Origin of the sequence: Clostridium sp. FP2 (genome assembly GCF_011065955.2) — a bacterium.
In the GTDB taxonomy this organism is placed as follows: domain Bacteria; phylum Bacillota; class Clostridia; order Clostridiales; family Clostridiaceae; genus Clostridium_AD; species Clostridium_AD tagluense.
Genome location: NZ_JAAMNI020000001.1, coordinates 4,837,351 through 4,860,129, shown reverse-complemented (window position 1 = coordinate 4,860,129; position 22,779 = coordinate 4,837,351). Strand labels below are relative to the sequence as shown.

Below are 22,779 nucleotides of genomic sequence, written 5' to 3'. Positions count from 1 at the left end.
TAAGGAAGGAGGAATAAAACATGTTAATGCCTAAGAGGACTAAACATCGTAAAGTTCATCGCGGTAAAATGCGAGGAAAGGCTACAAGAGGAAACTTTATTGCATACGGTGATTATGCATTGCAAGCTACAGAATGTGGTTGGGTTAAAAGTAATCAAATAGAAGCTGCCAGAGTTGCTATCAATAGATATGTAAAAAGAGGAGGTCAGGTTTGGATAAAAATCTTCCCTGACAAGCCAGTAACTGAAAAACCAGCTGAAACTCGTATGGGTTCCGGTAAAGGATCAGTAGAATATTGGGTAGCAGTTGTTAAGCCAGGCAGAGTGTTATTTGAAATTGCAGGAGTAACAGAAGAAGCAGCTAGAGAGGCAATGAGACTTGCTTCACACAAACTTCCAATTAAAACTAAGTTTGTATCTAGAAAAGATTTTGAGGAAATGGGTGGTGAACTCAATGAAGGCTAATGAATTAAATGAATTAAGACAAAGTAATCCTCAAGATTTACAAGTAAAAATGTCTGATTTAAAGGCAGAATTGTTTAACCTTAGATTTCAGTTAGCTACAGGACAATTAGAGAACCCTATGAGAATTAAACAGGTTAAAAAATCTATAGCCCAAATTAAGACCATCCTTAGACAAGAAGAAATAAGGTCTTTAGAACAGTAAAACTGAAAGGAGGTTGCTCTTGTGGAAAGAAACAATAGAAAGACAAGAATAGGTAGAGTAGTTTCTGATAAAATGGATAAGACAATAGTTGTAGCAATTGAAACAAAAGTTCGTCATCCATTATACGGAAAGATAATTAATAAAACAACAAAATTTAAGGCTCATGATGAAAATAATGAAGCTCAAATTAATGATAAAGTGTCAATTATGGAAACTAGACCATTATCCAAGGATAAAAGATGGAGAATTACTGGAATAGTTGAAAAAGCTAAATAATATTACAATTTAAGAACTGGAAGGAGGGTATTTGATATGATACAACAGCAAACTAGATTGAAGGTTGCAGATAATTCTGGCGCAAAAGAGATTATGTGTATTAGAGTGTTAGGTGGTTCAAAAAGAAAATGGGGAAACATCAGTGATACAATAGTTGCCAGCGTAAAAAGTGCAACACCAGGTGGAGTTGTTAAAAAAGGTGAAGTAGTTAAGGCAGTTATAGTTAGATCAGCAAAAGGTGTAAGAAGAGCCGATGGATCATACGTCAAATTTGATGATAATGCAGCTGTTATTATTAAAGATGACAAGACCCCAAAAGGTACTCGTATATTCGGACCTGTTGCAAGAGAGTTAAGAGATAAAGACTTCAGTAAGATCTTATCACTAGCGCCTGAAGTTCTATAAGATAGGAGGTGTCTAACATGGCAGTTAAAAAAGTGCACGTAAGAAAGAAAGATACAGTAATGGTTATTTCAGGTAAAGACAAAGGCAAAATAAGCGAAGTCTTAGCGGTATATCCTAAAACTGGAAAAGTTTTAGTAAAAGATGTTAGCGTGGTTACAAAACATCAAAAACCAAGCAAACAAAACATGCAAGGTGGAATAACTCACAGAGAAGCAGCTATAAATGCTTCAAAAGTTATGCTATATTGCACAAAATGTAAAAATGTAACAAGAATAAGCAGCAAAATTCTAGATGATGGAACTAAGGTTAGGGTTTGCAAGAAGTGTGGAGAAACATTTTAATTTCTGAAAGGAGGTTTAACATATGAGTTCAAGGCTACAAGAAAAATACGAAAATGAAGTAGTTCAAGCTTTAATGGAAAAATTCGGATATAAAAACATAATGGAAGTACCAAAACTTGAAAAGATAGTTTTAAATATGGGAGTCGGAGAAGCAAAAGATAACTCTAAAGTTTTAGATGCAGCTGTTAGTGATATGCAAATTATAGCAGGTCAAAAACCAGTTATAACAAGAGCAAAGAAATCTATAGCTAATTTTAAACTAAGAGAAAACATGCCAATAGGTTGTAAAGTTACATTAAGAAAAACTCAAATGTTCGAATTTGCTGACAAATTAATGAACGTTGCATTACCTAGAGTTAGAGATTTTAGAGGAGCTTCTTCTAAAGCATTTGACGGAAGAGGTAATTATGCTATAGGTGTTAAAGAACAACTTATATTCCCTGAAATAGAATATGATAAAATTGATAAGATAAGAGGAATGGATATAATATTCGTTACTACTGCAAAGACAGACGAGGAAGCAAGAGAGTTACTAAGATTCCTTGGAATGCCATTTGCTCAATAATAAGGAGGTAAACATATGGCACGTAAGGCGTTAATAGAAAAGTGGAAAAAAGAACCTAAATTTTCAACTAGAGCTTATACAAGATGTAGACTTTGTGGGAGACCGCATTCTGTATTACAAAAATTTGGTATATGCCGTATCTGTTTTAGAGAACTTGCACACAAGGGAGAAATTCCTGGTTGCAGAAAAGCAAGTTGGTAATTAGAACATTCTAATGAAAGGAGGCACGAAAAATGGTTATGACTGACCCAATCGCAGATTTGCTAACACGTATAAGAAATGCAAATGTTGTAAGACACGAAATAGTAGAAGTACCTTCATCAACTATAAAGAAGGAAATTGCAAATATATTGCTTCAAGAAGGATATCTTAAAAACATTGAAGAGTATAATGATGGCGTTGTTCCAATGATGAGACTTGCAATGAAGTATGGTCAAAACAAGGAAAGAGTTATCACTGGTCTTAAGAGAATATCTAAACCAGGTTTAAGAGTATATTCTAAAAATGAGGATATTCCAAAAGTATTGAACGGACTTGGAGTTGCTATAATATCAACTTCAAAAGGCTTAGTAGCAGATAGAGATGCTAGAAAATTAGGACTAGGCGGAGAAGTTATTTGTTACATTTGGTAGTATAATAATTCTAAGGCATAACGAAATTGGTTTGTTATGTACATAGTTATAATAGATAATTTAGGGAAAATCAAAATTGTTATGTTCTCATGGTAATATAGAGAATAAACAATTAAGAATTGGTTAGTACTTAAAAGTAATATAGAAAACATAGCAATTAGTAATTGTTATGTATCTAAAAAACAATGCAGGAGGTGTAAGTATGTCAAGAATCGGAAGACTTCCAGTAGCTATACCGAGTGGAGTAACTGTTACAGTTTCACCAACGAATGTTGTGAATGTAAAAGGACCAAAAGGTGAGTTAACTCAGAACATGAGTACTAAAATGAATATAGCTATAGAAGACAATATTTTGGTAGTTTCAAGACCAAGCGATGTAAAAGAGCATAGAGCTCTTCACGGACTTACAAGATCATTAATTAATAATATGATTATTGGAGTTACAGAAGGATACCAAAAAACACTTGAGTTAGTTGGTGTTGGTTACAGAGCTCAATTAAAAGGATCTAAAATAACATTAAATCTTGGATATTCACATCCAGTTGAAATAGATGCAGTTGCAGGAATCCAATTTGAACTACCTGATGCTAATAAAATAATAGTAAAAGGTATTGATAAGCAATTAGTTGGAGCTGTTGCAGCAGACATTAGAACTTGGAGAAAACCAGAACCTTACAAAGGCAAAGGAATCAGATATTCTGATGAAGTTGTTAGACGTAAGGAAGGTAAAACAGGTAAATAAGTAGGAAGGAGTGAATGATGTGTTCAAGAAAGAAGATAGACAAAAATCAAGAGTTAAGCGTCATCTTAGAGTACGTAAAAAGATTTCTGGTACAGCGCAAAGACCTAGATTAGCTGTATATAGAAGTGAAAAGAATATATATGCTCAAGTAATAGATGATGTTGCTCAAATCACATTAGTTTCTGCTTCAAGCGTAGATAAAGCTTTCGAATTAAAAATAGGAAGCAATAAAGAAGCGGCAAAATTAGTTGGAAAAATGGTTGCTGAAAGAGCACTTGAAAAAGGAATAGAAGAAGTAGTATTCGACAGAGGTGGATATGTATACCACGGTAGAGTACAAAACCTAGCTGAAGGAGCAAGAGAAGCAGGGCTTAAATTCTAAGAAAAGGAGGGAAACACATGAAGATAGATCCTAGCACATTAGATCTTAAAGAAAAAGTAGTTAATATAAACAGAGTTGCTAAGGTTGTTAAAGGTGGAAGAAACTTCAGATTCAGCGCATTAGTTGTTGTTGGAGACGAAAACGGACACGTTGGCGTGGGAATGGGTAAATCTGTAGAAATTCCTGAAGCAATTAGAAAAGGAATAGAAGATGCTAAGAAGAACTTAGTAACAGTAGCTATGGTTGGATCAACTATACCTCATACTATTGATGGTAAATTCGGTACTTCCGTTATACACATAATGCCTGGTGCTGAAGGTACAGGAGTTTTAGCCGGTGGACCAGTTAGAGCAGTTCTAGAATTATCAGGATTAAAAGATGTTAGAGCTAAATCTTTAGGCTCTAGTAATGCAAGAAATGTAGTTAATGCTACTATTGATGGTTTAGCAAGATTAAGAACAGTAGAAGATGTAGCTAAACTAAGAGGCAAAACTGTAGAAGAAATATTAAGATAGGAGGGGAAAACCTTGGCTAAAGTAAAACTAACATTGGTTAAGAGCTTAATAGGTAGAAAAAAAGAACATATTGCTACTTGTAATTCTCTAGGATTAAGAAAAATAAGAAAAAGTGTTGAGCACGAGGAAACTCCTCAAATCAGAGGTATGATTAACAAAGTTATATATCTATTAAAAGTAGAAGAAGTTTAAAACGAGGAGGTGTTTACATGAAACTTCAAGATTTAAAACCTGCAGAAGGATCAAAAAAATCTCGTAAAAGACTTGGTAGAGGTACTGCTACAGGCTGGGGTAAAACTGCGGGAAGAGGTCAAGACGGACAAAACTCTAGATCAGGTGGAGGAACAAGACCAGGATTTGAAGGAGGTCAGATGCCTTTATACAGAAGATTACCTAAAAGAGGTTTTACTAATATTTTTGCAAAAGAATATGCATGTATAAATGTAGATAGACTTAATATATTCGAAAATGGTACAGAAATCACACCAGAATTGCTATTAGAGAGAAGAGTCATAAGAAAAGTATATGACGGAGTTAAAATACTTGGAAATGGTAACTTAGAAAAGAGTTTAACTGTAAGTGCAACAAAATTCTCTAAAGCAGCAGCTGAGAAAATTGAGGCAGCTGGAGGAAAAGTTGAGGTGATATAAATGTTATCAACCCTACGTAATGCCTGGAAAGTTCCGGATTTAAGAAAGCGTATGATATTCACACTACTTATGGTTGCAATTGTTAGGATGGGTATTTTCATTCCTGTTCCTGGTGTAGATGCTAGTAAACTTTTAGACTTAACTAGTAATGGAGGTACATTATTTAGTTTTTACGAAATGCTTTCAGGTGGTGCATTAAGTAAATTTAGTATTTTTGCTATGGGTGTGGGTCCATACATAAATGCATCAATTATAATGCAATTACTTGTAATAGCAATTCCTTATTTAGAGCAACTTTCTAAAGAGGGTCTTGAAGGGCGAAAGAAGATACAAGATTATACTAGATATGCTTCAATAGTACTTGGAGCACTACAGGCTTTTGGTATGTATGCAATTATTTCAGGTACTGGAGCATTTTCAAGTAATTCTAGTTTAACCATATTTTTAGTGATACTAACGATGACAACTGCATCAACATTTTTGGTGTGGATAGGGGAACAAATCACTGGTAAAGGTATCGGGAATGGTATTTCATTAATAATTTTTATTAATATTATAGCAGGGTTACCTACTCTAGTGTATAAAATCGCTGGGCTCCAGACGGCAGGAACTGTGAATTTTGTAGAGGTTATAATGTTTATTGTAGTGGCTATAGCATTATTAGTAGCAGTAGTAATAGCAAGTTTAAGTGAAAGAAGAATTCCTGTCCAATATGCTGGAAAGTCGGTTGGAAACAAAACCTTCAAAGGACAATCAACACATATTCCTATCAATGTAAATGGATCTGGAGTTATCGGTATAATTTTTGCAATGTCAGTAATGACATTCCCAGAAACAATAGCACAACTTAAACCGACATCTTCAATTGCAAAGTTTATTGTAGGAAGTCCTTGGAGCATTTTTGAAAAGAACAGTTGGAAATATGCCACGGTATATTTTGTGTTAGTAGTATTTTTTACATGGTTTTATACTCAGGTAACATTTAAACCAGATGAAATGGCTGAAAATATGCATAAATCATCAGGCTTTATACCAGGGATTAGACCGGGTGCGAATACCGCAACTTATATCGATATGGTATTGACTAAGATTTCAATGATTGGAGGAACTTTTGCGGCTGTTATAGCAATATTCCCTATTATTATAGAGGGTGCTACTAACTTTAAGGGAATATACTTTGGCGGTACAATGTTACTGATTTTGGTAAATGTTGCTCTTGAGACATTAAGACAACTTGAATCACAATTAGTAATGCGTCATTACCAAGGATTCCTTAAATAAATTATTACCAGGAGATGATACTATGAGAATAATCTTGTTAGGTCCTCCGGGAGCCGGAAAAGGAACGCAAGCAAAATCTATAAGCAATAAATTTTCCATACCACATATATCAACAGGGGATATATTCAGAAAGAATATTTCAGAAAAAACTCCTCTTGGAATCGAAGCTAAGAAACATATTGATAAGGGACACTTAGTCCCCGATGCATTGACTATAGATATAATCGTGGATAGGTTAGATAATGAAGATTGTATAAATGGGTTTTTATTAGATGGCTATCCTAGAACTGTTAATCAAGCTGAAGCCTTAGAAACTATTTTAGAAGAAAAAGGCATCGTTCTTGATACTTCATTATTAATAAAGGTTCCTAGAGAATTTATTTTAAGTAGAATGACTGGTCGAAGAGTTTGTCTCAACTGTGGAGCTAGCTACCATATTATATTTAATCCTCCAGAAACGGATGGAAAATGCAATTTGTGTGGATCATCTCTTGTGCAAAGAGCAGATGACAGTGAAGAAACCGTTAGTGAACGGTTAGACATATATGATGCTCAAACACAACCGTTGATAAAGTACTATGGTGACAAAAACTTATTATCAGTAGTTGATGGAACACAAGCAATTAATGGTGTATTCGAAAGTATCTGTAGTATCTTAGGAGAGATAAAAAAGTGATAAACATAAAAAGTGATATGGAAATTCAATATATGAGAAGTGCAGGTAAAGTGGTTGCAGAAGCTCTTGCATTAATTGAAGAAGTAATAAAACCGGGAATAACCACTGCAGAAATAGATAAATTAGCTGAAGAGTTCATAATAAGACAGGGTGCTAAACCATCTTTTAAAGGTTATTGTGGATTTCCAGCTTCCATATGTACATCTGTTAATGATGAAGTGGTTCATGGGATTCCAACTAATCGGATTTTACTTGAAGGAGATATAATTAGCATAGATTGTGGGGCCATATTAAATGGCTATCATGGAGATGCTGCTAGGACTTTTCCAGTAGGAAAAGTATCTAATGAAGCTACAATGCTCATTGAAATCACTAAAAATAGTTTTTTCAAGGGCGTTGAAAAAGCTATAATCGGCAATAGATTATCAGATATATCTGCTGCAATTCAGTGTTATGCTGAAGAACATGGATACTCTGTGGTTAGGGATTTTGTAGGTCATGGAATTGGAACATCAATGCATGAAGATCCAGAGGTTCCTAATTATGGTGCTCCAGATAGAGGTCCTAAATTAGTTCATGGTATGGTACTTGCAATTGAACCTATGATAAATATAGGAAAGCATTATGTCAAAGTAAAGGCTAATAGATGGACGGTAGTAACAAGAGATGGCAGTTTATCTGCACATTATGAAAATACTGTTGCTATCCTAAAAAGTGGTCCTGAAATATTAACTTTGAACTAATAGAGGTGAATGGTTTGGACGAAAATACCCTTTTAGGTAAGGTTGTAAATTCTAAAGCGGGAAGAGATATGCACAAAAAATTTATTGTAGTAGGTATACTGAATAGTGAGTATGTGTATATTTCTGATGGAGATTTAAGAAAGATTGAGAAACCTAAGAAAAAGAAGGTTAAACATCTAAATTTTACTGACACAGTAGCTGAAGAAATTAAAGATTCAATTTTATCTAAAAAAGAGGTTACTAATTCTAAAATTAAAATATTTTTGCAGTCTGCAGATATTCGTAAGGAGGTTTGATTACCTTATGTCAAAAGATGATATAATTGAAATGCAAGGCGTAGTATTAGAAACTTTGCCAAATGCAATATTTCAAGTTGAACTTGAGAGTGGGCATAAAATATTAGCTCATATTTCAGGTAAGTTAAGAATGAATTTTATAAGAATACTACCAGGCGATAAAGTTACAGTAGAACTTTCTCCATATGATCTCACTCGTGGGAGAATAACTTGGAGAGATAAGTAATAAGGAGGGTTAGCTATGAAAGTAAGGCCATCAGTTAAACCTATGTGTGAAAAATGTAAGGTTATTAAAAGAAAAGGAAGAGTAATGGTTATCTGTGAAAATCCTAAGCATAAACAAAAACAGGGTTAATAGGTTTTATTTACAAATAGGTTTAGTTAAGTATTAAACATAAAAATTAATATATTAGTAATAAATCACATTAGGTCGTTTTATAAGTTACAATGTGATAAAATGTTAACAACAAGTACCTAGGAGGTGTAAACAGTAAATGGCAAGAATAGCAGGTATTGACCTACCAAGAGAAAAAAGGGTTGAAATAGGCCTAACATATATATTTGGTATTGGATTATCAAAATCACAAGGAATCATTAAAGCAACAGGAGTAAATCCTGACACAAGAGTGAAGGACTTAACTGAAGAAGAAGTCAATGAACTAAGAACATACATCACCAAGAATTTTATAATTGAAGGTGACTTAAGAAGAAAAGTTGCATTAGATATAAAAAGATTAATGGAAGTTGGATGTTATAGAGGAATAAGACATAGAAGAGGTCTTCCAGTAAGAGGACAAAAAACTAAAACTAATGCAAGAACAAGAAAAGGCCCTAAGAAAACAATGGCGGGCAAAAAGAAATAGTAAGGAGGGAATGTAATGGCTCAAAAAGTTAAAAGAAGTAGAAGAAAAAAAGAGAAAAAAAATATTGAGCACGGTTGTGCTCACATAAAGTCTACTTTTAATAATTCCATCGTTACACTTACAGATGCAGCTGGAAATGCTTTATCTTGGTCTAGTGCAGGTGGTTTAGGTTTTAGAGGATCAAGAAAGAGTACTCCTTTTGCAGCTCAAATGGCAGCAGAAGCTGCTACAAAAGCAGCAATGGAGCACGGTTTAAAGAGTGTTGACGTATTCGTTAAAGGACCAGGAGCAGGTAGAGAAGCGGCTATTAGATCACTTCAAGCGGCTGGATTAGAGATTACACTAATCAAAGACGTTACTCCAATTCCACATAACGGATGTAGACCACCAAAAAGAAGAAGAGTCTAGTAATTAAAATTATAGTAAACATACGTATAGTAAACAGGAGGTGTAATTTGAATGGCAAGATATACTGGAGCTACTTGTAGGCTTTGCAGAAGAGAAGGTATGAAGCTAAACCTTAAGGGTGATAGATGCTTCACAGATAAATGTGCATTTTCAAGAAGAGGCTATGCACCGGGACAACACGGACAAAGCAAGAAAAAAATGTCTAACTATGGATTACAATTAAGAGAAAAACAAAAGGCTAAGAGAATTTATGGAATACTTGAAAGCCAATTTAGAAGATACTATGATAAAGCTGACAAGTTAAGAGGCATAACAGGTGAAAACCTATTAAAACTTCTAGAAGTGAGACTTGATAACGTAGTTTATAGATTAGGTTACGGAAATTCAAGACAAGAAGCTAGGCAACTAGTAACTCACGGACATTTCTTAGTTGACGGTAAAAAGGTAGATATTCCTTCTTACAGTTTAACAGCAAATCAAGTAGTATCTGCATGTCCAAAGAGCAGAGCTACAGAGAAGTTTAAGGTTTTCGCTGAAAATCCTAAAACTTTACCGAATTGGTTAACAGCTAACTTAGAGAAATTCGAAGGAACAGTTGTTTCAATACCAACTAGGGAAGATATAGATGTTCCTGTTAACGAGACGCTAATCGTCGAGTTATACAGCAAATAATCATTAATATAGAATCGGTTGCCCTCATAATAAGTTGCCAATTAAAAAAAAGGAGGGTTTAGTATGTTAGAAATAGAAAAGCCAAAAATAGAATGTGTAGAAACTGCTGAAGATGATTCTTATGGTAAATTCATAATTGAACCATTAGAAAGAGGTTATGGTATAACACTAGGTAATGCATTAAGAAGGATTCTTCTTTCTTCATTGCCTGGAGTTGCTACAAGTGCAGTTAAAATTGATACAGTGCTTCATGAATTTTCCACAGTTAAAGGTGTTAAAGAAGATGTTACAGAATTAATTCTAAACATCAAAAGCTTAGCATTAAAAATGAATGGAGAAGGACCTAGAACTGTTTATATTGATGCTAAAGGACCTGGAGTAGTTACTGGAGCAGACATTAAAACTGATGGAGATATAGAAGTTGTTAACGACGATTTACATATAGCAACATTAGATGATGGTGCTAAACTATATATGGAACTAACTGTTAACAAAGGTAGAGGATATGTGTCTCAGAGTAAAAATAAGACAGATGAATTACCAATAGCTACTATACCAGTAGATTCAATCTATACTCCAGTTAAAAGAGTAAATTTTGCTGTAGAAAACACTAGAGTAGGCCAGATTACTGATTATGATAAATTAACTATTGAAATTTGGACTAATGGAACCATTAGACCAGACGAAGCTATTGGTTTATCAGCTAAAATACTTATCGAGCACTTTAAGCTATTTATGACATTAACAGATCATGCTGATAATGTTGAAATAATGGTTGAAAAAGAAGAAGATAAGAAAGAAAAAGTTCTTGAAATGACTATTGAAGAATTAGACCTTTCTGTTAGAAGCTATAATTGCTTAAAAAGAGCTGGAATTAATACAGTTCAAGAATTAACAGAGAGATCAATGGATGATATGATGAAGGTCAGGAATTTAGGTAAAAAATCACTTGAAGAAGTTGAACAAAAACTTCAAGCACTAAGCTTGAACTTAAAGCTAAGTGAAGAGTAAGGAGGTAGACACATGGCAATGTATCGTAAATTAGGACGCTCAACTGATCAAAGAATTGCAATGTTTAGAAGTCTTGCAACTAATTTGTTGAAATATGGAAAAATAGAAACTACTGTCACTAGAGCAAAAGAAACTAGAAAATTTGCTGAAAGAATGATAACTCTTGGAAAAAGAGGAGATCTTCATGCTAGAAGACAAGCACTTGCATTCATTACAGAAGAAAGTGTAGTTAAAGACTTATTTGACAATATTGCACCCAAGTATGCTGAGAGAAACGGCGGATATACTAGAATAATGAAAATGGGTCCAAGAAGAGGCGACGCAGCAGAGATGAGCATAATAGAATTAGTATAGTTTGAACAAAGGGGATTAAGTTAAATCAAACTTAGTCCCCATTTTCTTATAAATATTTATAGATGTAGGGAGTGACACTTATGTGTGAAAAAATGGTTATATGCAATAAGCTTGTTTACAAATACCCTCAAAGTGAAGATGAGCAGCCTAAAGTAGCCATAGATGGATTAAATTTAGAGGTTAACAAGGGTGAATTTTTAGTAGTACTCGGCCATAATGGCTCAGGAAAATCTACTTTTGCTAAACACATAAATGCTCTATTAATACCTACTGAAGGTGAAATCTATGTAGATGGACTCGTAACTTCTGAGGAAAGCAATTTATGGAACATTAGGAATGTTGCTGGTATGGTATTTCAAAATCCGGACAATCAAATTGTTGCCACTATTGTAGAAGAAGACGTAGCATTTGGTCCAGAAAATTTAGGACTAGAGCCTAAAGAAATTAGAAAAAGAGTGGATGAATCATTAAAAAATGTTGGAATGTACGATTATAGAAAGCATGCTCCACATTTACTTTCTGGTGGTCAAAAACAAAGAGTAGCTATAGCAGGTATTCTTGCTATGATGCCAAAGTGTATTGTTTTTGATGAACCAACAGCAATGCTAGATCCGTTTGGTAGAAAAGAAGTTATCCGAACTATAAAAGAAATAAACAAAAAGTATGGTATAACAATAATCTTAATAACTCATAATATGGAAGAAGCAGTAGAAGCGGATAGAATAGTAGTTATGGATAATGGTAAAATTGTAATGAATGGAAAACCCAGAGAAATATTTAGGGAAGTGTCTCTTATGAAAAAAATAGGTCTAGATGTTCCGCAAGTAACGGAACTGGCATATGAACTTAAACAAAGTGGTATTAATATAGAATCAGATATATTAACTATAAATGAGATGGTGAATGCATTATGTCAATTAAAATAGAAAATTTAACACATGTATATATGCCAAATACTCCTTTTGAAAAAAAAGCTATAGATGATGTTTCTTTAGAAATAAAGCAAGGAGAATTTGTAGCACTAATTGGGCATACAGGCTCAGGAAAATCAACACTAATACAACATATAAATGGACTTTTAAAACCAACATCAGGGAGTCTATTAATAGACGACATAGATATAACTATGAAAAAAATGAAATTGACAAATATAAGAAAAAAAGTTGGATTAGTATTTCAATATCCTGAATATCAACTTTTTGAAGAAACTATTGAAAAAGACATTGCTTTTGGACCGAAAAATTTAGGTCTAGATAATGATGAGATAAATAAGAGAGTTCAGAGAGCCATGAAAATAGTTGGACTAGACTATGAAGAATATAAGGACAAATCACCTTTTGAAATAAGTGGTGGTCAAAAGAGAAGAGTTGCAATAGCTGGGGTAGTGGCTATGGAGCCAAAAATCTTGATTTTAGATGAACCAACAGCCGGGCTAGATCCAAAAGGAAGAGACGATATCTTAAGTAAAATTGTTGAACTCTACAAACAGAATGACATGACCATAATATTAGTATCTCATAGCATGGAAGATGTGGCCAAGGTTGCAAATAGAATTATAGTAATGGATAGTGGAAAGTGTATTCTAGACGGAACTCCGGAGAAAATATTTAAGGAAATAGAAATATTAGAAAGCGTAGGACTTGCTGTACCACAGGTAACATACCTAATTAGGGAACTACGTAATAAAGGGTTTAATATATCTGAGGATATATTTACATTGGAAAAAGCTAAACAAGAATTGCTTAAAATATTAGAAAAGAATTAATGGTTTTTTTATCTAATAAGATATTATATATAAAACAGTAATGTGTGATTCTTGCAACACATTGGAGGAATTTGTATGATCAAAGATATTACAATAGGTCAATATATACCAGGGGAGTCTTTTGTACATAAATTAGATCCAAGATTAAAGATATTAATATCTCTACTATTTATTGTTGATCTATTTTTAGTGAATAATTTTAAAGGCTATTTATTTGTAGTTATATTTATTTTAATCACAATACTAATAGCTAATTTGTCTTTTAAGTATATTTACAGTGGATTAAAGCCAATTTTAGTATTATTACTTATTACAGCAATATTAAACATTTTCATGACTACCGGAAAAGAACCAGCAATTTTTCACTGGGGTTTTATAAGTGTATATAAAGAAGGTTTAACAATTGCAGCCTTTATGATAATTAGGTTAGTGTTTTTAATTATGGGAACATCAATACTAACACTAACAACTTCTCCAATAGAGTTAACTGATGGTATAGAAAGCCTTCTAAGGCCTTTTAAAAGGATAGGAGTACCAGCTCATGAACTTGCAATGATGATGACTATTGCATTAAGATTCATACCTACGCTTATGGATGAGACTGACAAAATCATGAAAGCACAAATGGCAAGAGGTGCAGATTTTGAGTCTGGGAATTTGATAAGTAGAGCGAAAAGTTTAATACCTATTTTAGTACCACTGTTTATAAGTTCTTTTAGACGAGCTGATGAACTGGCGATGGCTATGGAATCAAGATGCTATAAAGGTGGAGAAGGAAGAACTAGAATGAAACAATTACATATAACAAAAAAAGACTATATTGCAAGCTTTGCTTTTACACTGCTATTTGTTATTACTATTGTTAGCAGAACATAATCTTCGTGTAGAGTGAAAAGGACGTGAAGCAGTGAGAAATATAAAGCTTTTAGTAGAATATGATGGAACGAACTATGCAGGATGGCAGAGACAAAAGAATGTAATGACTATTCAAGAAAAAATAGAGACAGCTATTGAAAAGATTACAGGTGAAAAAACTCAAATTACAGGTTCTAGTAGAACAGATACTGGAGTTCATGCAAAAGGGTATACAGGTAATTTTTATACTAATAGTAAAATATCTGTGGAAAAGTTCACAGGAGCTATTAATAGTAAACTCCCATTAGATATTGTAATTTTACATTGCTTTGAGGTTCCCTGTGAGTTCCATTCAAGGTATAATTGTACAGGGAAGATGTATAGTTACACTATACTTAATAGGTATGAGGCTGTTGCTGTAGGGCGCAATTACATATATCATCACAAAAGAATATTAGATGTGGAAGCTATGAAAGAAGCTTCAGAGTATTTTATGGGTACCCATGACTTTTCTGCATTTAAAAATTTAGGTAGTTCCGTAAAAACTTCTGTAAGAACTATTACAAGACTAGATATCATAAAGAATGGAGATATCATAAAAATATATATTGCTGCGGATGGCTTTCTTTATAATATGGTTAGAATAATAGTAGGAGCACTAGTTCGTGTTGGAGAAGGTAAGATTAAACCTGATGAAATAAAAGATATAATTCTGTCAAAAGAAAGAGCAAAGGCTGGAAAATCCGTTCCACCCGGTGGATTATGCTTGGAAGAAGTTTTTTATTAAATAAAAAACGTTAAAGATTGCAATATCCTGTGTAAAATCATTGACACACCCGGTAGAATGTATTATAATTATTAATGTTTGTATAAACTATCGTGTATAAGATCCACTAGCCCCGGATCTTTAGCATAGAAATTCAATTGTTAAAAGTTCAGGGAGGGAAAATAATGAAATCATACTTAGCAAAACCAGCAGAAGTAGAAAGAAAATGGTTCGTTGTCGACGTAGAAGGAAAAGTTTTAGGAAGAGCAGCGAGTCAAATAGCTTCAATATTAAGAGGAAAACATAAACCAACATTTACACCACACGTTGATACAGGTGATTTTGTAATTGTAATAAACGCTGATAAGATCGTTTTAACTGGTAAGAAATTAGACCAAAAAATGTTAAGACATCACTCTTTTTATCCAGGTGGATTAAAAGAAGTTCCATATAGAATAGCATTAGCTAAAAAACCTGAGTTTATTTTTGAAGAAGCAGTAAGAAGAATGCTTCCAAAGGGACCATTAGGTCGTCAAACAGCTAAAAAAATGACTGTTTACAGAGGACCAGAACATAAGAACCAAGCACAGAATCCAGAAACATTAGTGCTTAAATACTAATCAGGTTAGGAGGGAGTAAATATAATGGCAAAAGTTCAATATATAGGAACAGGAAGAAGAAAGAAATCAGTTGCGAGAGTTAGACTTATACCTGGAGAAGGTAAAATTGTTATAAACAAAAGAGCCATAGAAAATTATTTCGGATTAGAAACTTTAATGCTTATAGTTAACCAACCATTAGTGTTAACTGGAACTAAAGATAAATTCGATATATTGGTTAATGTACACGGTGGCGGATATACAGGTCAAGCCGGTGCAATAAGACATGGTATTTCAAGATCACTACTTAAAGCTGATGAAACTTTAAGACCAGAACTTAAAAAAGCAGGATTTTTAACAAGAGATCCAAGAATGAAAGAAAGAAAGAAATACGGTCTTAAAAAAGCAAGAAAAGCATCTCAGTTCTCAAAGAGATAATATTTTTGTTTGCAAGAGGGAATATACACTTATTAATAAGTGTATATTCCTTTTTTTTATTATATAAGAAATAGCTTGGGCAAATGATTGTGGATAACACTTACACTTGATCCTAGGGATATTTTATTCTATATAAGACTTTGCAAAGTTATTAGCAAGGGAAAACTGGTATAAAATTCAATATATTAGTATAGTGAAAAAGTAAATCCTCCTTATGTTATGTTTATGTTAATAATATTAAAGTTTATGTTAAATGTAGTGAAGATTACATAACATATAGTTTAACTTATAGTATTATTTACATGAATGATTAAAATACTTATGATAAGTTTAAATATGGAGGGATTTTATGAATGTTATAAATATGGTTATAGGGCTCTTTGGAGGGCTAGGGCTATTCTTGTATGGAATGAAGATGATGGGGGATGGGCTTGCAAATACTTCTGGTGAAAAACTTAAAAAGATATTTGAAAAAATAACATCTAATCCGATCAAAGGAGTAGCAACAGGAGCTGCAATAACAGCAGTTATTCAAAGCAGTAGCGCTACTACAGTAATGGTAGTAGGGTTCGTTAATGCAGGCCTTATGAACTTATATCAGGCAGCAGCAGTAATCATGGGAGCTAATATTGGAACTACTGTAACCGCACAGTTAATTGCATTTAAACTTGATAATATAATACCAATGTTTTTAGGAATAGGTTCTTTAACAATAATATTTTCAAAAGGTAAAAAAGGTAGAGAAATAGGGAATATTATATTAGGTTTTGGTATTCTTTTTCTAGGAATGGAGTTAATGAAGGATACTATGTCTCCACTAGCGCAGTCTCCAGCTTTTGCGACTTTAATAATGAAATTAGAAGGAAATACGCTCTTAGGAATTTTAACCGGCGCACTTATGACTGCAGTAATTCAAAGTTCATCTGCGTCCACTGGTATTTTAGTGGCCTTAGCATCTACTGGAGCATTACCTCTGGGAGTAGCAGTTCCAATTTTATTTGGTAATAATATAGGTACATGTATAACTGCTTTATTATCAAGTATAGGAACCTCTAAAACAGCAAAAAAAGCAGCATTAATACATTTATTCTTTAACATATTTGGTACCTTAATTTTTATTCCATTAATAAATCCACTGATAATGTTTGTACAAAGTATATCGCCAGATGGAGCTGGAGATATAAAAAGACAAATTGCAAATGCCCATACTATATTTAATATATCAAATACAATAATTATGGTGCCATTTATAAAATATCTGGTTTTACTTGTTAATAAAATAATACCAGGAGAAGATGAAGTTCTAACAATGGATGTTAAGTATATAGATGACAGACTATTAGAGACACCGGTAATTGCAGTTGGGCAAGCTACAAAAGAGGTTGTTAGAATGGCAAACCTTGCAAAAGCAAATGTACAACTTGCCATGGAATGTTTTATTAACAATAATGAAAGTAGTATAAAAACTGTTTATGAAAATGAAAAATTAATAAATCTACTTGAACACGAAATTACATCCTATTTAGTAAAGCTATCCACAACAGAATTATCAGAACAACAAACTAAAATAGTAACTTCTATGTTCAATGTAGTAAATGATATAGAGCGTATTGGAGATCATGCTGAAAACTTGGTAGATATAACTAGTGAAAAGATCCAAAAGAATTTGGATTTTTCTAAGGATGCTATGCAGGAGTTAGATGGAATGTATAAATACATAGTCTATGCTTTAGAGATTAGTATTGAGAGTTTTGAAAATAATGATATTCTAAAAGCGGAATCTATAATGGTAATAGAAAATAGAATTGATAGCTTAGAAAAGGAATTAAGGTTATCCCATATAAGAAGATTAAATAATGGGATTTGCGGCGCTACAGTTGGAACTATGTTTTTAGATATGATTAGTAATTTTGAGAGAATCGGAGATCATGCAACAAATATTGCGGAAGTAGTAATAAATAAATAAACATAGAAAAGGAAAAGCAACCGCTAGAATTTTTGGTGGGTGTTTTTTTTGCGTCATGGCGCGAAGACCTATAGAAATAATACTAAATATGCTACAAGGTGAATAAAATTAACGGTAGGAATAAATAAGAGGGTGGGTGCATTGAAATACAGAAATAATAAATTAATATCTATTGTAATAGTAATCGTTGTAGCAATGGTAAGCTTTATGGTAGTAAATTTAAGCTTTGTCAAACAAACTATGAATAATGAAAAATTACAAGTAGGGAGTAAAAAAATACTCATTGATGCAGGTCATGGGGGAATGGATGGTGGAACAAGTTCTAAAAATGGCACTCTAGAAAAAAACATTAATTTAAGCATAGCAATAAAGCTTAAAGAAAAATTACAAAAGTTAGGCTATGAGGTAGTTATGACAAGAGAAGAGGACACAGGACTTTATTCAAGAAGTGGAACTATAAGAGAAAGTTACACTGAAGATTTGAAAAAAAGATGTAATTTAAAGAAATCTAGTAATTGTGATATGCTTATTAGTATTCATTTAAATTATTTTACGGAGAGTAAATACTATGGAGCGCAAGTATGGTACTCGAATTATAAAGATAGTTCTATTTTAGCTGCTGTAACTCAGAAAAACCTTAGAATAGATTTAGATCCTAGTAATAAGAGAGTCCAGAAGCCTGCTAAAAATGCTTATAGGATATTAAGGGAGAATGACATTATGCCAAGTGTTATAGTAGAATGCGGATTTTTATCAAATTATGAAGAGGAACAAAAATTAAAGTCGGATGAATATCAACAAAAAATTGCAGAGTCCATAAGCAAATCTATAGGGGAGTTTTATAATAGTACGTACAAAGAGTAATAATTATAATAAGATCTAAGGAAAAAAGACATATTATTTTAAGAATATGTCTTTTTGATTGAATTGGACTTTTATGATAGTGCCAATTTAACAGCATCGTAGTTGATGATTTAATTATTAATCGTAGGCTACAGAGCAGTCTTTATCAATGAAAATCCACCAGGTAGGTCCAGGCATTAGTGAAACTTCTCTCCCTTCCTTATCATTAATTTTTATGGGAGAACTTTTTTTTCTGCTCCATTTAATATCTTGAGCCACTCCGGCGCAAAATAACAATCCAGTGCCCTGATTTTCAGATGAAGTTAAGGTTTCATCGCTTATAATGGTACCGTGAATAAATTGTACAATAACATTAGAAAACTTTACAGGAGAAATATTGTCTTTGTCAATATTCAGACCTCTATAATGATAGTATTCTCCATTTTGATATAAAAAATTTGAGGATGAACCTTCATTGAAAGTTATAAAAATATTTATTGCGTTCCTACTATTGATGTCTGCTATTGCAATATTATTAGAAAAATTAAATTTTGGTAGATAGGAATTAGAATAGTCTTTTAGGCTAACAGTTCCACTAATATTTTTAGCTGCATCTTGATTGAAGATAGCTTTATAAGTTATGCCAGAGGAGTTACTGAGGAACTCAAGAACCACATCTGCACTACTAAGGCCTATAAGTGGTCCACCCTTACTAGTATTAATATAAGTAGCAATTTTTGAAGATTTTTTAGAATATGAATTATTTATTCTTTCACCAGTATATTTTGAGATGGCTATTTCATTATTTACATGAACATAAGAAATATGTGTAATAATCCTATAAATAAATATTGAAAGAATTAATATCAAAATTGCAATTAAAAGATATATAACAATAGAAAAATGTTTCTTTACCATAAGGGTCCCCCTTAGCATTCATATATACTATTTTAATAATCTTATTTAGAAAATATAACCACAAACATGAAACCCTTATCAAGTTTACTGAAAATAGTATTAAACGTAAGGCTAAGCTAGATAATAGGGCTTAAATAAGCCATAACAGTAATAATTACACTAAATGGTAATAATACAATCATTGAAATGGACTAGTCCACATGGTATCATAATCATGGTAGTGGATTAGTCCATTAATCCAATATGCTTTGGGAGGGATTTTTATTAACATCGAAATAAACAAAAAAAATGGAGTACCCCTTTATATTCAAGTTAAAAATCAAATCATGGATGAAATAAAAAAAGGATCTCTCAAGGTTGGGACAAAATTGCCAACAGAAAGAGAATTGTCTCAGAGAATAAATGTAAGTAGGAATACTGTAAGCACTGCATATAATGACTTGGAACAAGATGGGGCATTAAAATCCTATCAAGGGAAAGGAACTTTTGTAGTTGAAGAATCTATATCTTGGGAAAGCCTAAGTATCAAAAATAAGATAATGAAATTCGTTGATTTAGGACTAGAAGAAGCTCTGGAAATTGGAATGAAACCAGAGGAATTTTTAGACATAGTAAATCAAAGAGTAAATGAAAAAAGACAGATAATGAATAAAATTGAAGCAATATACGTTGAGTGCAATATAGAACAAGCTAAAATGTTTAGTAGTCAACTTAGTAAAAATAGTAATATGAATGTAATATCTTTGACTATAAACGATTTACTAAAGATGGACAAGGATACTAAAGAAAAGATTGAAATGGCTGAGTTTATAATAACCACTTTTAATCATATTAATGAAGTGACTAATCTAACTGCTGATCTTAATAAAGAGATTTTAGGAGTTGCTATAACTCCAAATTTAGAACCTATAGTTAAAATTGCAAGATATCCTTTAAATACAAAATTCGGGTTTGTATGTATTTCTGAAGAATTTATATTTAAAATTAATGGAGCTTTGGAAAAGGCAGGGTTATCTGAAGTTGATATAACATACTCCAATACTAATGATGATGATGAACTTGTGGATATAATTCGAAAATCAGATGTTATGATAGTATCTCCAGGTAGATATAAAGACGTTAAAAGTGCAAATGTAAGCGATAAGGAAATAATTGAATTTCTATATAGTCTAGATGATGGCTCAGTAAAAGCGCTTAGGTCAAAGATTATTGAAATAAAGTTCAAAAAATAATATTATAAAAAATTATTTAGGAGGCTTTTAAAAATGGAGAAAAAGACTTTAATTCTAGGAGTAATAGGGTCAGATTGTCATGCTGTTGGCAATAAAATTTTAGATTATGCACTAACGGAAGCTGGTTTTAATGTTATAAACATAGGAGTTCTTTCTCCACAAGAAGATTTTATCAATGCAGCTGTTGAAACTAATGCAGATGTAATAATAGTATCTTCTCTATACGGCCATGGAGAAATCGATTGCAGAGGCATCAGAGAAAAATGTGATGAAGCAGGGTTAAATGACATATTGCTATTTGTAGGTGGAAACATAGTTGTAGGAAAACAAAATTGGGATGACGTCCACCGTAGATTTACGGCAATGGGATTTAACAAGGTATATCCACCAGGAACATCTCTAGAAACAACAATACATGATTTAAAAGAAGCATTAGGTCTATTCTAAAATAGATACGCCTATTCTAGAATAGGTAGGGATATTATAAAATCAATAGGAGTGATATAAGTGGATGCATATTTACTTGTAGATTTTGGAAGTACATACACTAAACTAACCGTTGTAGATATTGAAAAAGAAGAAATAATTGCTACAGCGAAAGACATAACCACAATTGAAGATAATATAATGATAGGCTATGACAAAGCTTATTCGAAAATAGAAGGAATACTAAAAGACAAAAATGTTAATTTTATTAATAAGTTAGCATGCTCGTCAGCAGCAGGAGGTCTCAAAATGATAGCTATAGGCCTAGTGCCAGATTTAACTGCAGAAGCTGCAAAAAGAGCGGCTCTCGGAGCTGGAGCTAGGGTACTTAAAGTATATAGCTATGAATTAACCCTTACTGAAATTGAAGAAATTAAAAATTCAGACTTAGATATAATACTTCTTGCAGGTGGAACTGATGGTGGTAATAAGGATTGCATAATTCACAATGCAAAAATGTTAGCTGAAAATGGAGTTAAATTACCAATAGTAGTAGCTGGAAATAAAGTAGCAAGTGATGAAATAAGAGAAATATTCACAAAGGCTAAAATGTATTTTACAATTACAAGTAATGTGATGCCACAGTTAAGTAAACTAAATGTAGAGCCTGCTCGCGAAGAAATTAGAAAAGTCTTTATGGAAAAAATAATTGATGCTAAAGGGCTTAGCAATGCAGAAGAGTTAGTAAAAGGTATCTTAATGCCAACGCCGGCAGCAGTTCTAAAGGCTGCAAGGATATTAAGCGAAGGCAGTGATGAAGAAAGCGGACTAGGAGATTTAATAGTTATCGACATTGGTGGAGCAACTACAGACGTACATTCTATAGCAGATGGAGAACCTACAAAAGCGGGAGTTACAGTAAGAGGCCTTGAGGAACCATTTGCTAAAAGAACTGTTGAGGGTGACCTTGGTATGAGATATTCTGCAATTTCACTAAGAGAAGCAGCTGGTAGCAGAAAACTGAGGAAATATCTAGGGGACACGGAAAGAAAAATTGATATTGATGCAAATTGTAAATATAGAATAGAACATATAAAGATGGTTCCGGAAACTAAGGAAGAAATAGATTTTGATGAGGCTATGGCGAAAGTAGCTACTGAGCTATCTATGGAGAGGCATGTAGGTACTATTGAACACACACTCACACCTATGGGCGCTATGTATACTCAAATAGGAAAAGACCTTATGGAAGTAAAGTATATCATAGGTACAGGTGGGGTATTAATACATAGCGAAAAACCACAAGATATTTTAAAATCAGGGGCTTTTAATAAAGAAGATCCAACGTATTTAAAGCCACGTCATGCAGCTTATTTGCTTGATAAAACTTATATATTATCAGCTATGGGACTATTAGCTAAGGATTATCCAGACAAGGCTGTTAGAATTATGAAAAAATATTTAGTGCAAGTATAATTATTAGGGGGAATTTT

General features: G+C 32.9%; 36 protein-coding genes. 35 read left to right on the top strand and 1 reads right to left on the bottom strand.

Going from position 1 to position 22,779, the window contains the following annotated elements:
• Window positions 1-20: 20 nt before the first annotated feature.
• From rplP to cwlD, 32 genes are all read left to right on the top strand, one after another.
• On the top strand, window positions 21-464 hold the full coding sequence (gene rplP / locus G9F71_RS22920) for a 50S ribosomal protein L16 (RefSeq protein WP_125002869.1): 444 nt from the start codon (window positions 21-23) through the stop codon (window positions 462-464).
• Entirely contained in the window at window positions 454-666 is a 213-nt protein-coding gene (rpmC, locus tag G9F71_RS22915; protein WP_164951487.1) for a 50S ribosomal protein L29, read from the top strand. Before rplP ends, rpmC begins: the two co-directional genes overlap by 11 nt.
• Before the next feature lie 21 nt (window positions 667-687).
• Complete coding sequence (rpsQ, locus tag G9F71_RS22910; protein WP_125002874.1) at window positions 688-942, top strand: 30S ribosomal protein S17; 255 nt, start codon at window positions 688-690, stop codon at window positions 940-942.
• Between the two features lie 36 nt (window positions 943-978).
• Window positions 979-1,347 (top strand): 50S ribosomal protein L14, encoded by a 369-nt coding sequence (rplN, locus tag G9F71_RS22905; protein WP_125002876.1) that lies wholly within the window; start codon window positions 979-981, stop codon window positions 1,345-1,347.
• A gap of 17 nt (window positions 1,348-1,364) precedes the next feature.
• Window positions 1,365-1,688: a 50S ribosomal protein L24 gene (gene rplX, locus G9F71_RS22900; RefSeq protein ID WP_164951488.1), complete on the top strand. Its 324-nt coding sequence runs from the start codon at window positions 1,365-1,367 to the stop codon at window positions 1,686-1,688.
• A gap of 22 nt (window positions 1,689-1,710) precedes the next feature.
• Window positions 1,711-2,253, top strand: a complete 543-nt coding sequence (gene rplE, locus G9F71_RS22895; protein WP_164951489.1) for a 50S ribosomal protein L5 — start codon at window positions 1,711-1,713, stop codon at window positions 2,251-2,253.
• Window positions 2,254-2,268: 15 nt separating this feature from the next.
• Window positions 2,269-2,454: a type Z 30S ribosomal protein S14 gene (locus tag G9F71_RS22890; RefSeq protein ID WP_125002882.1), complete on the top strand. Its 186-nt coding sequence runs from the start codon at window positions 2,269-2,271 to the stop codon at window positions 2,452-2,454.
• A 32-nt stretch (window positions 2,455-2,486) separates the two neighbouring features.
• Window positions 2,487-2,885, top strand: coding sequence for a 30S ribosomal protein S8 (gene rpsH / locus G9F71_RS22885; protein WP_125002884.1), 399 nt, complete (start codon window positions 2,487-2,489; stop codon window positions 2,883-2,885).
• A gap of 202 nt (window positions 2,886-3,087) precedes the next feature.
• A complete protein-coding gene (gene rplF / locus G9F71_RS22880; RefSeq protein ID WP_125002886.1) occupies window positions 3,088-3,627 on the top strand; it encodes a 50S ribosomal protein L6 in 540 nt (179 codons plus the stop codon).
• Between the two features lie 19 nt (window positions 3,628-3,646).
• Window positions 3,647-4,009 carry a 50S ribosomal protein L18 gene (gene rplR / locus G9F71_RS22875; RefSeq protein ID WP_125002888.1) on the top strand — a complete coding sequence of 121 codons (363 nt, stop codon included), beginning with the start codon at window positions 3,647-3,649 and terminating at the stop codon, window positions 4,007-4,009.
• A gap of 17 nt (window positions 4,010-4,026) precedes the next feature.
• Window positions 4,027-4,524 (top strand): 30S ribosomal protein S5, encoded by a 498-nt coding sequence (rpsE, locus tag G9F71_RS22870; protein ID WP_125002890.1) that lies wholly within the window; start codon window positions 4,027-4,029, stop codon window positions 4,522-4,524.
• Window positions 4,525-4,536: 12 nt separating this feature from the next.
• A complete protein-coding gene (rpmD, locus tag G9F71_RS22865) occupies window positions 4,537-4,716 on the top strand; it encodes a 50S ribosomal protein L30 (protein WP_125002892.1) in 180 nt (59 codons plus the stop codon).
• Window positions 4,717-4,733: 17 nt separating this feature from the next.
• A complete protein-coding gene (gene rplO, locus G9F71_RS22860) occupies window positions 4,734-5,174 on the top strand; it encodes a 50S ribosomal protein L15 (RefSeq protein WP_164951490.1) in 441 nt (146 codons plus the stop codon).
• Window positions 5,175-6,455: a preprotein translocase subunit SecY gene (gene secY, locus G9F71_RS22855; protein WP_164946778.1), complete on the top strand. Its 1,281-nt coding sequence runs from the start codon at window positions 5,175-5,177 to the stop codon at window positions 6,453-6,455. It abuts the gene before it with no gap.
• 22 nt (window positions 6,456-6,477) lie between these two features.
• A complete protein-coding gene (locus G9F71_RS22850) occupies window positions 6,478-7,131 on the top strand; it encodes an adenylate kinase (protein WP_164951491.1) in 654 nt (217 codons plus the stop codon).
• Window positions 7,128-7,874 carry a type I methionyl aminopeptidase gene (gene map, locus G9F71_RS22845; RefSeq protein ID WP_164951492.1) on the top strand — a complete coding sequence of 249 codons (747 nt, stop codon included), beginning with the start codon at window positions 7,128-7,130 and terminating at the stop codon, window positions 7,872-7,874. The genes G9F71_RS22850 and map overlap by 4 nt, the downstream gene beginning before the upstream one ends.
• A gap of 14 nt (window positions 7,875-7,888) precedes the next feature.
• Window positions 7,889-8,170, top strand: coding sequence for a KOW domain-containing RNA-binding protein (locus tag G9F71_RS22840; RefSeq protein ID WP_125002902.1), 282 nt, complete (start codon window positions 7,889-7,891; stop codon window positions 8,168-8,170).
• A 7-nt stretch (window positions 8,171-8,177) separates the two neighbouring features.
• The gene (infA, locus tag G9F71_RS22835; RefSeq protein ID WP_125002904.1) at window positions 8,178-8,396 is read left to right on the top strand and encodes a translation initiation factor IF-1; all 219 of its coding nucleotides are present in this window, start codon (window positions 8,178-8,180) and stop codon (window positions 8,394-8,396) included.
• 15 nt (window positions 8,397-8,411) lie between these two features.
• The gene (gene rpmJ, locus G9F71_RS22830) at window positions 8,412-8,525 is read left to right on the top strand and encodes a 50S ribosomal protein L36 (RefSeq protein ID WP_021122033.1); all 114 of its coding nucleotides are present in this window, start codon (window positions 8,412-8,414) and stop codon (window positions 8,523-8,525) included.
• Between the two features lie 139 nt (window positions 8,526-8,664).
• Window positions 8,665-9,033 carry a 30S ribosomal protein S13 gene (gene rpsM, locus G9F71_RS22825; RefSeq protein WP_125002906.1) on the top strand — a complete coding sequence of 123 codons (369 nt, stop codon included), beginning with the start codon at window positions 8,665-8,667 and terminating at the stop codon, window positions 9,031-9,033.
• A gap of 15 nt (window positions 9,034-9,048) precedes the next feature.
• A complete protein-coding gene (rpsK, locus tag G9F71_RS22820) occupies window positions 9,049-9,441 on the top strand; it encodes a 30S ribosomal protein S11 (protein ID WP_125002908.1) in 393 nt (130 codons plus the stop codon).
• A 51-nt stretch (window positions 9,442-9,492) separates the two neighbouring features.
• On the top strand, window positions 9,493-10,113 hold the full coding sequence (gene rpsD / locus G9F71_RS22815) for a 30S ribosomal protein S4 (RefSeq protein ID WP_125002910.1): 621 nt from the start codon (window positions 9,493-9,495) through the stop codon (window positions 10,111-10,113).
• Between the two features lie 63 nt (window positions 10,114-10,176).
• On the top strand, window positions 10,177-11,124 hold the full coding sequence (locus G9F71_RS22810) for a DNA-directed RNA polymerase subunit alpha (protein ID WP_125002912.1): 948 nt from the start codon (window positions 10,177-10,179) through the stop codon (window positions 11,122-11,124).
• A 12-nt stretch (window positions 11,125-11,136) separates the two neighbouring features.
• On the top strand, window positions 11,137-11,478 hold the full coding sequence (gene rplQ / locus G9F71_RS22805; protein WP_071614605.1) for a 50S ribosomal protein L17: 342 nt from the start codon (window positions 11,137-11,139) through the stop codon (window positions 11,476-11,478).
• 80 nt (window positions 11,479-11,558) lie between these two features.
• Complete coding sequence (locus tag G9F71_RS22800) at window positions 11,559-12,404, top strand: energy-coupling factor transporter ATPase (protein WP_125002914.1); 846 nt, start codon at window positions 11,559-11,561, stop codon at window positions 12,402-12,404.
• A complete protein-coding gene (locus G9F71_RS22795; RefSeq protein WP_164951493.1) occupies window positions 12,389-13,243 on the top strand; it encodes an energy-coupling factor transporter ATPase in 855 nt (284 codons plus the stop codon). The genes G9F71_RS22800 and G9F71_RS22795 overlap by 16 nt, the downstream gene beginning before the upstream one ends.
• 75 nt (window positions 13,244-13,318) lie before the next feature.
• Window positions 13,319-14,119 (top strand): energy-coupling factor transporter transmembrane component T family protein, encoded by an 801-nt coding sequence (locus G9F71_RS22790; RefSeq protein ID WP_125002918.1) that lies wholly within the window; start codon window positions 13,319-13,321, stop codon window positions 14,117-14,119.
• A 31-nt stretch (window positions 14,120-14,150) separates the two neighbouring features.
• Complete coding sequence (truA, locus tag G9F71_RS22785) at window positions 14,151-14,885, top strand: tRNA pseudouridine(38-40) synthase TruA (RefSeq protein WP_164951494.1); 735 nt, start codon at window positions 14,151-14,153, stop codon at window positions 14,883-14,885.
• A 164-nt stretch (window positions 14,886-15,049) separates the two neighbouring features.
• On the top strand, window positions 15,050-15,484 hold the full coding sequence (rplM, locus tag G9F71_RS22780; RefSeq protein ID WP_125002922.1) for a 50S ribosomal protein L13: 435 nt from the start codon (window positions 15,050-15,052) through the stop codon (window positions 15,482-15,484).
• Window positions 15,485-15,508: 24 nt separating this feature from the next.
• Window positions 15,509-15,901: a 30S ribosomal protein S9 gene (gene rpsI, locus G9F71_RS22775; RefSeq protein WP_125002924.1), complete on the top strand. Its 393-nt coding sequence runs from the start codon at window positions 15,509-15,511 to the stop codon at window positions 15,899-15,901.
• 349 nt (window positions 15,902-16,250) lie between these two features.
• Window positions 16,251-17,867, top strand: a complete 1,617-nt coding sequence (locus G9F71_RS22770) for a Na/Pi cotransporter family protein (RefSeq protein WP_164951495.1) — start codon at window positions 16,251-16,253, stop codon at window positions 17,865-17,867.
• A gap of 141 nt (window positions 17,868-18,008) precedes the next feature.
• Window positions 18,009-18,731 carry an N-acetylmuramoyl-L-alanine amidase CwlD gene (gene cwlD / locus G9F71_RS22765; RefSeq protein ID WP_224626564.1) on the top strand — a complete coding sequence of 241 codons (723 nt, stop codon included), beginning with the start codon at window positions 18,009-18,011 and terminating at the stop codon, window positions 18,729-18,731.
• A gap of 117 nt (window positions 18,732-18,848) precedes the next feature.
• On the opposite strand, the gene G9F71_RS22760 is transcribed toward cwlD, so the two are convergent.
• Window positions 18,849-19,628 (bottom strand): DUF3048 C-terminal domain-containing protein, encoded by a 780-nt coding sequence (locus tag G9F71_RS22760; RefSeq protein ID WP_164951496.1) that lies wholly within the window; start codon window positions 19,626-19,628, stop codon window positions 18,849-18,851.
• Between the two features lie 248 nt (window positions 19,629-19,876).
• Here G9F71_RS22760 and G9F71_RS22755 point away from each other — a divergent pair, with 248 nt between their 5' ends.
• From G9F71_RS22755 to glmL, 3 genes are read left to right on the top strand one after another with little or no spacing between them, the layout of a single operon-like run.
• Window positions 19,877-20,860 carry a GntR family transcriptional regulator gene (locus G9F71_RS22755; RefSeq protein WP_258881065.1) on the top strand — a complete coding sequence of 328 codons (984 nt, stop codon included), beginning with the start codon at window positions 19,877-19,879 and terminating at the stop codon, window positions 20,858-20,860.
• A 33-nt stretch (window positions 20,861-20,893) separates the two neighbouring features.
• Window positions 20,894-21,307 (top strand): methylaspartate mutase subunit S, encoded by a 414-nt coding sequence (glmS, locus tag G9F71_RS22750; RefSeq protein ID WP_125002932.1) that lies wholly within the window; start codon window positions 20,894-20,896, stop codon window positions 21,305-21,307.
• 60 nt (window positions 21,308-21,367) lie between these two features.
• Entirely contained in the window at window positions 21,368-22,762 is a 1,395-nt protein-coding gene (gene glmL, locus G9F71_RS22745; protein ID WP_164951497.1) for a methylaspartate mutase accessory protein GlmL, read from the top strand.
• The last annotated feature ends 17 nt before the right edge of the window (window positions 22,763-22,779 follow it).

Coding starts and splice junctions, on each gene's coding strand:
- rplP (WP_125002869.1), top strand. CDS start 21: ATGTTAATGCCTAAGAGGACTAAACATCGTAAAGTTCATCGCGGTAAA.
- rpmC (WP_164951487.1), top strand. CDS start 454: ATGAAGGCTAATGAATTAAATGAATTAAGACAAAGTAATCCTCAAGAT.
- rplN (WP_125002876.1), top strand. CDS start 979: ATGATACAACAGCAAACTAGATTGAAGGTTGCAGATAATTCTGGCGCA.
- rplX (WP_164951488.1), top strand. CDS start 1,365: ATGGCAGTTAAAAAAGTGCACGTAAGAAAGAAAGATACAGTAATGGTT.
- rplE (WP_164951489.1), top strand. CDS start 1,711: ATGAGTTCAAGGCTACAAGAAAAATACGAAAATGAAGTAGTTCAAGCT.
- G9F71_RS22890 (WP_125002882.1), top strand. CDS start 2,269: ATGGCACGTAAGGCGTTAATAGAAAAGTGGAAAAAAGAACCTAAATTT.
- rpsH (WP_125002884.1), top strand. CDS start 2,487: ATGGTTATGACTGACCCAATCGCAGATTTGCTAACACGTATAAGAAAT.
- rplF (WP_125002886.1), top strand. CDS start 3,088: ATGTCAAGAATCGGAAGACTTCCAGTAGCTATACCGAGTGGAGTAACT.
- rpsE (WP_125002890.1), top strand. CDS start 4,027: ATGAAGATAGATCCTAGCACATTAGATCTTAAAGAAAAAGTAGTTAAT.
- rplO (WP_164951490.1), top strand. CDS start 4,734: ATGAAACTTCAAGATTTAAAACCTGCAGAAGGATCAAAAAAATCTCGT.
- secY (WP_164946778.1), top strand. CDS start 5,175: ATGTTATCAACCCTACGTAATGCCTGGAAAGTTCCGGATTTAAGAAAG.
- G9F71_RS22850 (WP_164951491.1), top strand. CDS start 6,478: ATGAGAATAATCTTGTTAGGTCCTCCGGGAGCCGGAAAAGGAACGCAA.
- infA (WP_125002904.1), top strand. CDS start 8,178: ATGTCAAAAGATGATATAATTGAAATGCAAGGCGTAGTATTAGAAACT.
- rpmJ (WP_021122033.1), top strand. CDS start 8,412: ATGAAAGTAAGGCCATCAGTTAAACCTATGTGTGAAAAATGTAAGGTT.
- rpsM (WP_125002906.1), top strand. CDS start 8,665: ATGGCAAGAATAGCAGGTATTGACCTACCAAGAGAAAAAAGGGTTGAA.
- rpsK (WP_125002908.1), top strand. CDS start 9,049: ATGGCTCAAAAAGTTAAAAGAAGTAGAAGAAAAAAAGAGAAAAAAAAT.
- rpsD (WP_125002910.1), top strand. CDS start 9,493: ATGGCAAGATATACTGGAGCTACTTGTAGGCTTTGCAGAAGAGAAGGT.
- G9F71_RS22810 (WP_125002912.1), top strand. CDS start 10,177: ATGTTAGAAATAGAAAAGCCAAAAATAGAATGTGTAGAAACTGCTGAA.
- rplQ (WP_071614605.1), top strand. CDS start 11,137: ATGGCAATGTATCGTAAATTAGGACGCTCAACTGATCAAAGAATTGCA.
- G9F71_RS22800 (WP_125002914.1), top strand. CDS start 11,559: ATGTGTGAAAAAATGGTTATATGCAATAAGCTTGTTTACAAATACCCT.
- G9F71_RS22795 (WP_164951493.1), top strand. CDS start 12,389: ATGTCAATTAAAATAGAAAATTTAACACATGTATATATGCCAAATACT.
- G9F71_RS22790 (WP_125002918.1), top strand. CDS start 13,319: ATGATCAAAGATATTACAATAGGTCAATATATACCAGGGGAGTCTTTT.
- rplM (WP_125002922.1), top strand. CDS start 15,050: ATGAAATCATACTTAGCAAAACCAGCAGAAGTAGAAAGAAAATGGTTC.
- rpsI (WP_125002924.1), top strand. CDS start 15,509: ATGGCAAAAGTTCAATATATAGGAACAGGAAGAAGAAAGAAATCAGTT.
- G9F71_RS22770 (WP_164951495.1), top strand. CDS start 16,251: ATGAATGTTATAAATATGGTTATAGGGCTCTTTGGAGGGCTAGGGCTA.
- G9F71_RS22760 (WP_164951496.1), bottom strand. CDS start 19,628: ATGGTAAAGAAACATTTTTCTATTGTTATATATCTTTTAATTGCAATT.
- glmS (WP_125002932.1), top strand. CDS start 20,894: ATGGAGAAAAAGACTTTAATTCTAGGAGTAATAGGGTCAGATTGTCAT.